Here is a 12542-nt window from a genome sequence, read left to right as displayed (position 1 = left end):
TATGATGCCGTTTGGCCGGTCAGTCCTGCGAATATGGGTCTGCAAGGCCCAGATTGCCAAGTATTTCCGTTTCTGTCGTTTCCATGACCGTCGCATCGTGGTCGTTGATGTGATCGTAGCCCAATAGATGCAAGGTCGCGTGAATCACAAGATGCGTGACGTGATCCGCGACGCTCTTGCCCGCCTCGGCGGCTTCCCGCGCACAGGTGTCCCAGGCGATGGCGATGTCGCCAAGCTCGTGGGGCATGTCGGCGTCGCCCTGCGGCAGGGAGTCGGGGGTGCGGTCTATGGATGGCCAGGACAACACATTCGTGGGGGTCGGCTTGTCGCGGAAATCGCCGTTGAGCACGGCAATGCGCGCATCGTCACAGGCAAGCACCGCGATTTCAAAGCCTTCGGGGTCCAGCCCCAGATGGCGCAACGCGGCGCAGGCGGCGGTTTCTGCCAGCAAGTCCAGCCCAAGCGCCGACCAGCGGTCGTCTTCGATGATGATGTCGGTTGTCATGCGCCCCTCTGTCCTGCCCCGCCACGGGCGCGCAGGCATATGCACGGATCGGCCCTCGCTGCCATGACATTCTTGCGCGAAACCGCGATTCGCGGCACCCTGATGCCAGGTTGCATGTCTTGACAGGAACTTTAACGGAAACGCTGGACACGAAAACATATATATATCGCCGCGGCGACAGTCGCGTTTTTACCCACATGCGGCCTTGCCGCCACCGTGGATCTGAGCGGCTGGATCGAAAACGGCCTTGCGGGCAGTTCCGGCGCCGGAACCTGGAGCGTTCAAAGCCCGGATAGAGACAGCGTTTTGCAAACCAGAAACGGCAGCCCGCCGGTTTTCTTCGACCCGGTCGCCAACGATCTTGGCAAGGTGCCTTTGGGCTCCATCGCGGTCGAAACCGCCAGGGACGACGATTTTGTCGGGTTCGTTCTGGGATATGACAATGGCGATCTGGACAGCGCAGCGGCGGATTTCTGACTGATCGACTGCAAGCAGAACGACCAGAGCAGCGCCCTTGCCGGCCTCACGCTCAGCTATGTGACCGGCAGCGCCGAAACGGCCCCGGCAAGTCTGGATTTCTGGGCACACACCGGGGTGATCGACGAGGTCGCGCGCGGAACCAATCTTGGCGCAACCGGCTGGGCGGACAACACGAGCTACAATTTCGCGCTGTCCTACACCGCGTCGCTTATCGAAGTGGCGGTGAACGGAACGACCGAACTGAGCTATAGCATCGCCGACAATGGCGGCGTGGCGTTCACCCCCGGAGCGTTCGGCCTTTACAACTATTCTCAGGACTATGTGCGCTATGCCGGTATCACCGAAGAAGCGGCGACAGTGCGCCTGCCCACATCGCTGCCCTTGCTGCTTGGGGGGCTCGGCGGCTTTGCGGTGGCGCGTTGGCGCAAGGCGGGCTGACGATCAGTCGGGATGCGGGGCGCGCCGGATGGCACCTGGCGCGCCTGCCGACGATCATGCGCCATCGACGTCCTTTTCATAGGCCTCGATGATCGCCGCCACCAGCGGGTGACGGACCACATCGGCAGAGGTGAAGTAGTTGAAGCCGATCTTGTCGATGGTCTTCAACAGACGCTCGGCATCCTGAAGCCCTGACGGCACGCCGCGCGGCAGGTCGATCTGGGTGCGGTCCCCGGTGATCGTCATGCGCGAGCCTTCGCCCAGCCGCGTCAGGAACATCTTCATCTGCATGGTGGTGGCGTTCTGCGCCTCGTCCAGCACGACGAAAGCGTTCGACAGGGTGCGCCCGCGCATGAACGCCAGCGGCGCGATTTCGACGATCTTTTCCTCACGCATCTTCGCCAGCTGCTTGCCGGGCAGAAAGTCGTTCAGCGCATCGTAAAGCGGCTGCATGTAGGGATCGACCTTTTCTTCCTGCGTGCCAGGCAGAAAGCCCAGCCGTTCGCCCGCCTCGACAGCGGGGCGGCACAGGATGATCTTGTCGACGGCGCCGGTAATCAGCATGTTCACACCCACCGCGACGGCAAGATAGGTCTTGCCGGTGCCCGCAGGCCCAATGCCAAAGCACAGCTCGTTCTGATACAGCGACCGGACATAGGCCTTTTGCGCATCGGTGCGCGGTTCGATCAGCTTCTTGCGGGTCTTGATTTCGACCTTGCCGCCGTCGAACATCTCCAGCTGATTGGCCGGGCTTTCATCGGCCTCGGGATGCAGACGGAATTCGCGGTCGATGTCGTCGCGCCCCACCGGCCGCCCCTGCTCAAGGCGCTGATACAGCGCGTTCAGCACCTCGCGCGCGGCGGCCTGTGATTCTTCGGGCCCGTGCAGCGCCAATTGGTTGCCCCGGCGCAGGATCTGGATCCCGGTACGCGCCTCTATGTCGGTGAGATTGCGATCAAATTCGCCGCAAAGGTCTATGAGAAGACGGTTGTCGGGAAATTCAAGGATGGCTTCGGTCAAGGTGCCTGTGCTCACGCATGTCTCCTGCGCCTGTGTTGGGCGTTCATGGTGCCAAGGGAAGCGGTCTCGGGCAAGCCTGTCCGCATCCCCGGCCCCGCACGGCAAGTAAAAAGACCGCGCGGTGGGCACCGGCGCGGTCTGCTGTGTCATATGTTTCGCCCACCAGGATCAGAGCGGATCGCCGATCACGCTGGTCGAACCCTGTTTGAACTTGCCGGTGGCGACCGTCGGCGGGGCGACGCCCGAGCAGATCGGCTTGCCGTATTTGTCCAGGCGCCGGGCAAGATAGCCTTCGACGCCATCGTCGGCGATCCAGTTGTCGCACCCGTCGGGGTCGACCCAGACGCCCCAGCGCATCTGGGACAGGTCGCCGCTGTCGATGGTTTGCCGGTCGCGGCTTTTGTCGGGCCCCACGGGCGCACAGGCCGCGAGCGAGAGGGCGACGCCTGCAAGAAGCGTAAGTTTACGATATGTCATCGGGTTTCTCCTCAGCGCACGCACAGGATTTCGACGCGACGGTTCTTGGACATGCCAAGAGCCGTCGTGTTGGTCGCGACCGGGAAATCCTCACCGTAGCCCCGCACGTCGATGATGCGGGCGCCGGTCGACTGGGCCACCGCCGCCACCGCATTGGCCCGGTTATAGCTGAGCGTGCGGTTGTATTCGATGCTGGCGCGGGCGTCGGTGTGCCCGGTGATGATATAGCCGAACGCGGTGCCATTGCGGAAAAAGCTTTGCAGGTTGGCGCGACCCTGCGGCGAAATCCTGTAGCTGTCGGTGGCAAAATACTGATCGGTGTTCAGCGTGCCGCAGACGTTCACATCGCGGCAGACCGGCCGCCCGTCGGGGGTTACGCGCGACACCGCGTAGCCTTCGACACCATCATCCATCACCCAGATTTCGCAGCCGTCGGGCGAAATATTGATACCTGGAATGTAGCGCTCACCCCGAATGGTCCGGGAATTCTGCGTCGAAATGACCGGATCGTTGAAACCATCCTCACCAGCAGCGGAAGGGCCCATGGCCCCAACGGCTGCGACACCTGCCAGCGCGATTGCGCCGGCTGCGCCTCGGAGGGCCTTGGAAATGCGATTTACCACAGCCTTCGTTCCTATCTGAAAGTTTCCCCCAGCGCCCCGCAGCCAAATCTGAATCGGGCACACGGAGCAAATGACTATAATCCAAGACATTAGCAGAGAAATCGGACCTGTGAAGCGAAAACCACCATATATTGTGGTTAATCCCGCATCAAACAACCCGCCGTAAAATGATTGTATCCATGGCGTGACGTATGAGCGAAAATTGCAATTGTCCGGGCTGTCAGATCAATTCGCCTCGCAGCGAATTCGGCCCGCTCTCCACGATGCGCACCCGTCGCAGATCGCCCGGCGCGATGCCTTCGGCCGCGACGTGAACCGCATGCAGGTGATCGGACTTGCCGACCATCTGCCCGGCCATGCGTCCGGCCTTTTCGAACAGCACGCCGACCTCGCGCCCGACCATGGCATCTTGCAGGCTGCGCTGCTGGCGGGTCAGCAGGGCCTGAAGCCGCTGCAACCGGTCATCCTTGTCCGCTTCGGGCACCTGGGGGCGTTCGGCGGCAGGGGTGCCGGGGCGTTCGGAATACTTGAACGAAAAGGCGGACCCGTAGTGCACCGTCTCGATCAGCGCCAGCGTGTCGCGAAAATCGGCCTCGGTCTCTTCGGGAAAACCGACGATGAAATCGCCCGACATGTGCAGATCGGGGCGCACCGCGCGCAGCCGCTCGATCAGCCGCAGATAAGACTCGGCGCTGTGCTGGCGGTTCATCCGCTTGAGAATGCGGTCGGACCCGGATTGCACCGGCAAGTGCAGATAGGGCATCAGCTTGTCGCACGTCCCATGCGCGTCGATCAGCGCGTCATCCATGTCGTTGGGGTGCGAGGTGGTGAAACGAATGCGCGCCAGCCCGTCGATCCGGGCCAGATCGTGGATCAGCCCGGCCAGCCCGCCGTCGTGCCCGTGATAGGCATTGACGTTCTGCCCCAGCAGGGTGATTTCGCGCACGCCGCGCTCGACCAGATCGCGCGCCTCGGCCATCACGCGATCGGCAGGGCGCGACACCTCGGCCCCGCGCGTATAAGGCACCACGCAAAACGCGCAGAACTTGTCGCAACCTTCCTGCACCGTCAGAAACGCGGTCGGCCCGCGCCTGGCCTTGGGGCGCGCCGTCAGATGCTCGAACTTGTCCTCTTCGGGGAAATCCGTGTCCAGCGCCTTGGCACCGCCCTGGGTGCGCGCCAGCAGATCCGGCAGACGATGATAGCTTTGCGGCCCGACCACCAGATCGACCAGCGGCTGGCGGCGCATGATTTCGGCCCCTTCGGCCTGGGCGACGCAGCCTGCCACCCCGATCTTAAGGTCCGGGCGATCCGCTTTCAGCCCCTTGTAGCGCCCCAGTTCCGAATAAACCTTTTCGGCGGCCTTTTCGCGGATATGGCAGGTGTTCAACAAAATCATGTCCGCGTCGTCGGGGCTGTCGGTCGCGACATAGCCCTGCCCGCCCATGGCCTCGGCCATGCGTTCGCTGTCGTAGACATTCATCTGACAACCGTAGGTCTTGATAAAGAGCTTCTTGGCTTCGGACATGGGGCCCTCTGTGGTCGCGCGGTACAAGTCGCGGCGGATAACGCAAAACCGGGCCTGAGGAAAGGGCACAGTGCCCCGGCGATGGGGGCCGACGGCTTGCGCAGCGATGGAAATTGACAGAGTCTTCATGCAAGATCCGCAGAAAGGCGTGCCATGGAATATTCGGGGGGACATTCGCGACACTACACCGGGCTGGGCGATTTCCTGCGACGGGCCGGATCCGGTCTTGGCCCCGGCCCCGTCGCCCTGGTGTTCTGCGAGGATGAGACCGAGATCGACACCACGCTGCGCCACCACCTGCATTGCGGGTTTCGCCCCGTGCTGGCGTTTGCCCCCGCGCATTTTTCGCTGGCGCGCGATGTGGCGGCGCGCGTCCATCGGATCGACTACAGCCTTGCGTCCGGCACCGCCGTGCCCAATGCCATCGCCGCCGTCAGCAATGTACGCCCCGGCCTGTGGATGTATTACTGCTACAACGCGGAATACCTGTTCTACCCGTTTTGTGAGACCCGAACCGTGGCGGAAATGCTGGCCTTTCACACCGAAGAACGGCGCGATGCGATGCTGACCTATGTGGTCGACCTTTATGCGGGCGACCTGACGCGCTGTCCCGACGCGGTGTCGCTGGACGACGCGTTCCTCGACCGGTCGGGCTATTACGCGCAGGCCCGGCCTGACCCGACGCGCAAAAGCCCCAAGGAGCGGCAGCTGGATTTCTTCGGCGGGCTGCGCTGGCGGTACGAGGAACATGTCCCCGCCACCCGTCGCAGGATAGACCGCATCGCGTTGTTTCGCGCCAAGACCGGTCTGCGCCTGCGCGACGACCACACCTTTGACGACGAGGAATACAACACCTACGCCTGTCCCTGGCACAACAACCTGACCGCCGCGCTGATGTCGTTCAGGACCGCCAAGGCGCTGAAACGCAATCCCGGCAGCACCGGCGGCATCCGCAGTTTCCGCTGGCGCAACTCGGTGCCGTTCGAATGGCGGTCACGGCAACTGATGGATCTGGGGCTGATGGAACCCGGCCAATGGTTCTGATCGGCGACCGGACCGCGTCGCCGCCGGCCTGCGTCAGTCGAACTGCTCCGTCACGATTCGATCCTCGGGCACGCCGAACGATTTCAGATCGGCGGAAATATCGTCCAGCATCGGGGACGGGCCGCACACATAACAGGTGTCCCTGTCGGGCGAGACATGTTGCTTCAGCAGCGCCGCGTCGATCTGTCCGCGGTACAAGGGGCTGTCGGGCTCGTCGGTGACAAGGTAGACCGTCTTCAACCCCGGCATCTTGTCGAAATCATCGCGCAGGATGATGTCGCGCTCGGACTTGTTGGAAAAGATAAGGGTGTTGCCGTCCAGCGTGCCGGTCTTTTCCAGCTTCTTGCGCAGAATGGCAATGAACGGTGTCACCCCGGCGCCGCCGGCGATGAAAACGCCGTCACCTTCGTCGTCGATTGCACCCCACACATCCTTGTAGATCATCGTATCGCCGGGCTTCAGGTCGGCAATCCGCGCGGTCACGCCATCGTGGCCCTCGGCGTCTTCGGGATAGCTCTTGATGACGAACTCGACCCCGTCCTTGCCCGGCAGCGAGGTCATGGTGAAGGATTTCCATGTGTCGCGCCAGCCGTCCCGGTCAAGCGCGATGTGGGCGGCCTGCCCCGGCTCGAAATCAAAGCCTTCGGGCTTGTCGAATGTGATCTTCTGCGTGTCGTGGGTGACCTGTTCGACGGTGCGTATGGTCAACTTGGTGGTCATGGCGTTGCCTCCTGTTGCGGAAACAACAACGTGACCCGGACCCCGGTTCCCTGCTCGAAAACCCGCGCGTCAGCCCTTGCGGCGCAGGCGGATGACCACGTCGACCGACGCGATCTCGGCCCCATCGGGCGCATCTGGCAGCTGCGTGATCACCAGCTGGTCCGACGGCGCGTCGGTCAGATGACCCTCGTCTTCCCAGAAAAAATGCGGATGCTCACGGGTGTTGGTGTCGAAATAGCTGCGGTTGCCATCGACGGTGACTTCCTGCATCAGCCCGGCGTCGCAAAACGCGCGCAGCGTGTTGTAGACCGTGGCCAGCGATACGCTTTCCCCGTGTTCCTTGGACGCGGCAAAAAGGCTTTCCGCCGTGACATGACGGTTGCGCCCGTCGCCAACCAGAAGTGCCGCCAGCGCCACCCGCTGACGTGTGGGGCGCAGCCCGGCCTGCCCCAGCCACTCTGCGCCTCGTTCCGTGGCCTGTGCTGTCATCTGTCTCGCCTGCCTGCTCGCGTGTTCGTCGAACCGGAATTCAACCCAATATGGTGATATATAGCAAAGATGCACAGACGATTTCAATTCGAAACCCGATTTTGGTCCCGGTGGCCTGCGCCGCGCGCGCGCCGGCCGGCAGGGTTGCAAGCTGCGCCAGCCCGATGATAGTGGGGGCACGATCAGATTTTCAAGGATGAGAGGCTCTCAACAGCATGGCCGAATACCCCACCAGCTTCGCCAGAGACGACCTTCTGAAATGCGCCCGCGGCGAACTTTTCGGGCCGGGCAACGCGCAGCTTCCGGAACCGCCGATGCTGATGATGGACCGCATCACCGATATCTCCGCCGATGGCGGTGCGCACGGCAAGGGCCATGTGCTGGCGGAATTCGACATCACGCCGGATCTGTGGTTTTTCAAGTGCCACTTTCCGGGCAACCCGATCATGCCCGGCTGCCTTGGTCTGGATGGGCTGTGGCAGCTGACCGGGTTCAACCTTGGCTGGCGCGGCTGGCAGGGGCGTGGCTACGCGCTTGGCGTCGGCGAGGTGAAGCTGACCGGTATGGTGCGTCCCGACCGCAAGCTGCTGACCTACAAGATCGACTTCACCAAGGCGATCCAGACCCGCCGCCTGACAATGGGCGTCGCCGATGGCATCGTCGAGGCGGATGGCGAGGTGATCTATCAGGTCAAGGATATGAAAGTGGCGCTCAGCGGAAACTGATCGTCGGTGACGCTCGACGACGGGGGCGTTTGCGGACGAAGCGGCAGCGCGCCGCCCACCCCCCTGCCCCCGGTGGAACCGGTCGGCCTGCCTCCGGCGGGAGTTTATCTGGCAAGATGAAGACCAGGCGCGGCGCTCTGCCTTCATCTTGCCGGCCAAACGCCGGGGGCCCGACGGGCGGGGGCGGCGCCCCCTCCGGCGCTCATTCGGGGTTCTCCCCGGCTGAACGACTCGCCGTAACCGCGTCGCACGCCCATCCGGCGGCGGCGCCGTCGTGATCGCGCGGGCATCCTCGCCTTGCGTCCCCCCCGTTCCTTGCCCTACATAGCCCCCAACCAATGCAAGGGAGGCCACATGCGCCGCGTCGTCGTCACCGGACTGGGCATCGTATCATCCATCGGCAACAACGCCGAAGAGGTTCTCGCCTCGCTCAAGGCGGGCCGCTCCGGCATCACCGCCAACGCGCAGATGCAGGAACACGGATTCCGCAGCCAGATCGCCGGGGCGATCAACCTCGATCCGGCGGCGCATGTCGACAAGCGTACTTTGCGCTTCATGGGTCCGGGCGCCGCCTATGCCCATATCGCCATGACGCAGGCCATCGCCGACAGCGGGCTTGAGGAAAGCGATATCGTCAACGCGCGCACCGGCCTCATCGCAGGCTCTGGCGGGCCGTCGACCTCGGCGCTGCTGACCGCACAGCAGACCGTGCTCAAGACCGGCAGCACCAAGCGCGTCGGGCCGTTTGCCGTGCCCAAGGCGATGTGCTCGACCGTCAGCGCCAACCTGTCGACCGCGCATCGGATCAAGGGCATCAACTATTCCATCACCTCGGCCTGTTCGACCTCGCTGCATTGCATCGGCAGCGCGTCGGAACAGATCATGATGGGCAAACAGGATGTGATGTTCGCGGGCGGCGGCGAGGAACTTGACTGGACCCTGTCCTGCCTCTTTGACGCGATGGGCGCAATGTCGTCGAAATACAATGATACCCCGGACAAGGCCTCGCGCGCCTTCGACGCCGGGCGCGACGGCTTCGTCATCTCGGCGGGCGGCGGCATCCTCGTGCTCGAAGATCTGGAACACGCCAAGGCCCGCGGCGCCAAGATCTATGCCGAGATCACCGGTTTCGCCGCCACCTCCGACGGCCACGACATGGTTGCCCCCTCCGGCGAAGGCGGCGAGCGCGCCATGCGGCTGGCGCTGCAATCGCTGCCCGAGGATCGCAAGGTCAGCTACATCAACGCGCACGGCACCTCGACCCCGGTCGGTGACGTGGGCGAAATCGAAGCGGTGCGTCGTGTCTTTGGCGCGGGCAGCACGCCCCCAGTCTCGTCGACCAAGTCGATGACCGGCCACAGCCAGGGCGCCACCGGCGCGCAAGAGGCGATCTATTGCCTGCTCGCGCTGCACCATGATTTCATCATCCCGTCGATCAACGTCGAAACGCTGGACCCCGCGCTGGACCCTGCGGAAATTGCCACTTCGCTGGTTGAAAACGCGGGGCTGGACACTGTGATGACTAACTCCTTCGGCTTTGGCGGGACCAACGGGTCGATGCTGCTCAGCCGTTTCCAAGAATGACAAGAACAACGGATCGCATCACATGTCAGAGATTCTGAAGGGCAAGCGCGGGCTTGTCATGGGCGTGGCCAACGACCGGTCGATTGCCTGGGGGATCGCGCGGGCGCTGCACGCGGCGGGGGCTGAACTGGCCTTTACCTATCAGGGCGACGCGTTCGGCAAACGGCTTGCGCCGCTGGCGGCAAGCGTAGGTTCGGATTTCATGGTCGATGTCGATGTGACCGACGATGACTCGCTGGACAAGGCCTTTGCGGATCTGGCTGTACGCTGGCCGAGCATCGACTTCGTCGTCCATGCCATCGCCTTTTCCGACAAGTCCGAGCTGACTGGGCGCATCCTCGATACCTCGCGCGCGAACTTCCGGAATTCGCTCGACATTTCGTGCTACAGCTTCATCGAGGTGGCCCGCCGCGCGCATCCGCTGATGGTCGAGGGCGGCGGCACGATGATTACCCTGACCTATGAGGGATCGCAGCGCGTCGTGCCCAACTACAACGTCATGGGCGTGGCAAAGGCGGCGCTGGAGTCAGCAACCCGCTATTTGGCCAACGACCTTGGGCGTGATCGCATCCGGGTGAATGCGATCTCTCCGGGTCCGATGAAAACGCTGGCGGGGGCCGCCATCGGCGGCGCGCGCAAGACCTACAAGCACACCGACATGAACGCGCCCCTGCGCGCCAATGCCACGCTGGAGGCCGTTGGCGGCACGGCCGTTTACCTGGTGTCCGACCACGGCGCCTGCACCACGGGCGAAATCATCCATGTGGACGGCGGCTTTCATGTGCTCGGCATGCCGCAATACGAAAACCTCTGAACCGGAGCCCCGCGATGCTGACGGCCATCATCGACTACGAAAGCGGCAATCTGCATTCGGCTGAAAAGGCGTTTCAGCGCATGGCGGCGGAAACCGGCGCGGGCAAGGTCGTCGTGACCACCGACCCCGAAACCGTCGCGCACGCCGACCGCATCGTGCTGCCGGGGGATGGCGCCTTTCCGGCCTGTGCCGCCGCGTTGCGCCAGTCGGGCTGTTTCCAGGCGATGGTCGAGGCGGTCGAAACCCGCGCCGTGCCCTTTCTGGGGATCTGCGTCGGAATGCAACTGCTGGCCCGCAAGGGGTACGAATATCAGGAAACCGACGGCCTTGGCTGGATCGACGGAGAAGTGCGGCGCATCGTCCCTTCGGAGCCGGCCTTCAAGGTGCCACACATGGGGTGGAACGATCTGGTGCTCGATGCCGCCCACCCGGTTCTGAGCGGAGTCAGCACCGGCGATCACGCCTATTTCGTGCATTCCTACCAGATGGACATGACCGACCCCGCCCAACGCGTCGCCCATGTGGACTACGCCGGCGACGTCACCGCCATCGTCGCCCGGGATACCGTCATCGGGCTGCAATTCCATCCGGAAAAAAGCGCCGCAACCGGGCTGCGGATGATCGCGAATTTCCTCGGCTGGAAACCCTGATCGCAGGGCATCGCGCCCGGCTGCACGGGACGGCCTGCCTCCGGCGGGAGTTTATTTGGCAAGATGAAGACGGGCGCGGCGCTTGTCCTTCATCTTGCCGGATAAACTCCGGGGGGGCCCGCAGGGCGGGGGCAGCGCCCCTCCGCGCCCTGGCCTCGCGCGGCGGATGCAACGGGGCGCGCGCGGCGTCACCCCACCTGTCGCCCGTCACCCCACCTGTCGCCCGTCACCCCACCTGTCGCCCGTGGCTCCAGACTCCGCGCACCACCGGCGCACCGTCGATGAGGCGCACCCGCACCAGATCCGCGAGCAAACCCGGAGCGATGCATCCCCGGTCATCCAGTCCCGTCGCGCGGGCTGGTGCCGCCGTCACCGTGGACAGCGCGCGCGGAAGATCGTCCCACAGCTCTGCCAGGCGGAATGCCCCCGTCATCAGCGCCGAGGGCACATAATCCGAGCTGAGGATATCAAGCAGCCCCGCCTCGGCCAGCTCCGACGCCGCAACATTGCCGGAATGAGACCCGCCCCGGATCAGGTTCGGCGCCCCCATCATTACAGCGATACCATGATCGTGGCAGGCTTGCGCCGCCTCGGGGGTGGTTGGAAACTCGGCCAGTTGCACGCCATGCCCGGCACTGGCGGCAACGTGTTGCGAAAGCGTGTCGTCGTGGCTTGCCAGCACCGCTCCAAGCCGGCGCGCGGCGGCCACGGCGCCGGTTTCATGCGCCGCCCCCAAACGCGCGTGGATCGCAGTCAGACCCGCCACATGTTCAGCGAACTGCGCCTCGGACATGCCGTGCTTGCCGCAAACATATTGCTTGAGCTTGCTCAGGTCACGAAACTGGCGCTGCCCCGGCGTGTGGTCCATGATCGACAGGATTCCAACGCGGTCGGCGTTGGTGAATTCGTCCAGCTCTTCCAGCAGCGTCTCCGAACAGACCTCGGCCCGCAGGTGCAGCAGGTGGCTGATCTTGAGCATCCCCGCGTTTCGCGCCGCCATCACCTCGGACGCGACGGGACGCGCGTATTTGCGGTAATCCGTCCGACCATCCGAGATGACCGACCCCACCCGCATCGCATCGAACACGGTGGTGATCCCGACGCCGGCCAGTTCGGCATCATGCGCCAGGATCGCCGCCAGATGCGGCCAGTCGACCTTGGGGCGCGGCTGGATGTGACGCTCCAGATTGTCGGTGTGCAGCTCGATCAGGCCCGGGATCAGCAGATCGCCGTCGCACTCCACCGCGCCAGAAGGCACCCCCCCGCCCTGATCCACCGCCGCGATGCGTCCGTCGCGCACCCGGACCGCGCCCCGGATCACCTCGCCCTCCAGCACCAGCTGCGCGTTGGCGAATATGATCTCGCCCGGCGACATTTTGTGGCCCACGTTCATCTTGCCCATCTTCTGCCCTTCCTGTCGTCATCTGCCCGTGACATGACGTGCG

The 12542-nt window shown here is 63.9% G+C and carries 15 protein-coding genes; 7 read left to right on the top strand and 8 right to left on the bottom strand.

The features are described 5' to 3' along the window. Positions 1-19 precede the first annotated feature (19 nt). On the bottom strand, positions 20-505 hold the full coding sequence (gene ybeY / locus ATI53_RS01525; RefSeq protein WP_009506747.1) for an rRNA maturation RNase YbeY: 486 nt from the start codon (positions 503-505) through the stop codon (positions 20-22). A 306-nt stretch (positions 506-811) separates the two neighbouring features. Between ybeY and ATI53_RS23140 the strand changes: the two genes are divergently transcribed. Beyond that, positions 812-982 carry a hypothetical protein gene (locus ATI53_RS23140; RefSeq protein WP_170134508.1) on the top strand — a complete coding sequence of 57 codons (171 nt, stop codon included), beginning with the start codon at positions 812-814 and terminating at the stop codon, positions 980-982. Positions 983-1042: 60 nt separating this feature from the next. After that, the gene (locus tag ATI53_RS01515; RefSeq protein ID WP_170134507.1) at positions 1043-1423 is read left to right on the top strand and encodes a hypothetical protein; all 381 of its coding nucleotides are present in this window, start codon (positions 1043-1045) and stop codon (positions 1421-1423) included. A gap of 54 nt (positions 1424-1477) precedes the next feature. Here the strand turns inward: ATI53_RS01515 and ATI53_RS01510 are convergent, their stop codons facing one another. The 4 genes from ATI53_RS01510 to miaB all read right to left on the bottom strand — a co-directional run bounded on the left by ATI53_RS01510 (position 1478) and on the right by miaB (position 5071). Next, entirely contained in the window at positions 1478-2458 is a 981-nt protein-coding gene (locus ATI53_RS01510) for a PhoH family protein (RefSeq protein WP_009506750.1), read from the bottom strand. 153 nt (positions 2459-2611) lie between these two features. Beyond that, entirely contained in the window at positions 2612-2920 is a 309-nt protein-coding gene (locus tag ATI53_RS01505) for a hypothetical protein (RefSeq protein ID WP_009506751.1), read from the bottom strand. Positions 2921-2931: 11 nt separating this feature from the next. After that, a complete protein-coding gene (locus ATI53_RS01500; RefSeq protein WP_009506752.1) occupies positions 2932-3465 on the bottom strand; it encodes an OmpA family protein in 534 nt (177 codons plus the stop codon). Positions 3466-3763: 298 nt separating this feature from the next. After that, positions 3764-5071 carry a tRNA (N6-isopentenyl adenosine(37)-C2)-methylthiotransferase MiaB gene (gene miaB / locus ATI53_RS01495; protein WP_009506753.1) on the bottom strand — a complete coding sequence of 436 codons (1308 nt, stop codon included), beginning with the start codon at positions 5069-5071 and terminating at the stop codon, positions 3764-3766. Positions 5072-5224: 153 nt separating this feature from the next. Here miaB and ATI53_RS01490 point away from each other — a divergent pair, with 153 nt between their 5' ends. After that, positions 5225-6115 carry a hypothetical protein gene (locus ATI53_RS01490; RefSeq protein ID WP_111549574.1) on the top strand — a complete coding sequence of 297 codons (891 nt, stop codon included), beginning with the start codon at positions 5225-5227 and terminating at the stop codon, positions 6113-6115. Positions 6116-6148: 33 nt separating this feature from the next. Here the strand turns inward: ATI53_RS01490 and ATI53_RS01485 are convergent, their stop codons facing one another. Next, positions 6149-6835, bottom strand: coding sequence for an FAD-binding oxidoreductase (locus ATI53_RS01485; protein WP_111549573.1), 687 nt, complete (start codon positions 6833-6835; stop codon positions 6149-6151). Between the two features lie 69 nt (positions 6836-6904). Next, complete coding sequence (irrA, locus tag ATI53_RS01480; protein ID WP_009506756.1) at positions 6905-7324, bottom strand: iron response transcriptional regulator IrrA; 420 nt, start codon at positions 7322-7324, stop codon at positions 6905-6907. 215 nt (positions 7325-7539) lie between these two features. Between irrA and fabA the strand changes: the two genes are divergently transcribed. The 4 genes from fabA (at position 7540) to hisH (ending at position 11097) form a co-directional block, all read left to right on the top strand. After that, positions 7540-8049 (top strand): bifunctional 3-hydroxydecanoyl-ACP dehydratase/trans-2-decenoyl-ACP isomerase, encoded by a 510-nt coding sequence (gene fabA, locus ATI53_RS01475; RefSeq protein ID WP_111549572.1) that lies wholly within the window; start codon positions 7540-7542, stop codon positions 8047-8049. Positions 8050-8403: 354 nt separating this feature from the next. Next, entirely contained in the window at positions 8404-9633 is a 1230-nt protein-coding gene (fabB, locus tag ATI53_RS01470) for a beta-ketoacyl-ACP synthase I (protein ID WP_111549571.1), read from the top strand. A 22-nt stretch (positions 9634-9655) separates the two neighbouring features. After that, positions 9656-10447, top strand: coding sequence for an enoyl-ACP reductase FabI (locus ATI53_RS01465; protein WP_009506759.1), 792 nt, complete (start codon positions 9656-9658; stop codon positions 10445-10447). A 14-nt stretch (positions 10448-10461) separates the two neighbouring features. Beyond that, positions 10462-11097 (top strand): imidazole glycerol phosphate synthase subunit HisH, encoded by a 636-nt coding sequence (hisH, locus tag ATI53_RS01460; RefSeq protein WP_111549570.1) that lies wholly within the window; start codon positions 10462-10464, stop codon positions 11095-11097. 226 nt (positions 11098-11323) lie between these two features. On the opposite strand, the gene ATI53_RS01455 is transcribed toward hisH, so the two are convergent. After that, the gene (locus tag ATI53_RS01455) at positions 11324-12499 is read right to left on the bottom strand and encodes an alpha-D-ribose 1-methylphosphonate 5-triphosphate diphosphatase (RefSeq protein ID WP_009506761.1); all 1176 of its coding nucleotides are present in this window, start codon (positions 12497-12499) and stop codon (positions 11324-11326) included. Positions 12500-12542 lie beyond the last annotated feature (43 nt).

The organism is Salipiger aestuarii (assembly GCF_003259905.1).
In the GTDB taxonomy this organism is placed as follows: Bacteria; Pseudomonadota; Alphaproteobacteria; order Rhodobacterales; family Rhodobacteraceae; genus Salipiger; species Salipiger aestuarii.
This window is presented reverse-complemented; position numbering and strand designations above follow the sequence as displayed.

Excerpts from the sequence above, each read along its gene's own strand:
- ybeY (WP_009506747.1), bottom strand. The coding sequence starts at position 505 with ATGACAACCGACATCATCATCGAAGACGACCGCTGGTCGGCGCTTGGG.
- ATI53_RS01505 (WP_009506751.1), bottom strand. The coding sequence starts at position 2,920 with ATGACATATCGTAAACTTACGCTTCTTGCAGGCGTCGCCCTCTCGCTC.
- ATI53_RS01500 (WP_009506752.1), bottom strand. The coding sequence starts at position 3,465 with ATGGGCCCTTCCGCTGCTGGTGAGGATGGTTTCAACGATCCGGTCATT.
- miaB (WP_009506753.1), bottom strand. The coding sequence starts at position 5,071 with ATGTCCGAAGCCAAGAAGCTCTTTATCAAGACCTACGGTTGTCAGATG.
- ATI53_RS01490 (WP_111549574.1), top strand. The coding sequence starts at position 5,225 with ATGGAATATTCGGGGGGACATTCGCGACACTACACCGGGCTGGGCGAT.
- ATI53_RS01485 (WP_111549573.1), bottom strand. The coding sequence starts at position 6,835 with ATGACCACCAAGTTGACCATACGCACCGTCGAACAGGTCACCCACGAC.
- irrA (WP_009506756.1), bottom strand. The coding sequence starts at position 7,324 with ATGACAGCACAGGCCACGGAACGAGGCGCAGAGTGGCTGGGGCAGGCC.
- fabA (WP_111549572.1), top strand. The coding sequence starts at position 7,540 with ATGGCCGAATACCCCACCAGCTTCGCCAGAGACGACCTTCTGAAATGC.
- fabB (WP_111549571.1), top strand. The coding sequence starts at position 8,404 with ATGCGCCGCGTCGTCGTCACCGGACTGGGCATCGTATCATCCATCGGC.
- ATI53_RS01465 (WP_009506759.1), top strand. The coding sequence starts at position 9,656 with ATGTCAGAGATTCTGAAGGGCAAGCGCGGGCTTGTCATGGGCGTGGCC.
- hisH (WP_111549570.1), top strand. The coding sequence starts at position 10,462 with ATGCTGACGGCCATCATCGACTACGAAAGCGGCAATCTGCATTCGGCT.
- ATI53_RS01455 (WP_009506761.1), bottom strand. The coding sequence starts at position 12,499 with ATGGGCAAGATGAACGTGGGCCACAAAATGTCGCCGGGCGAGATCATA.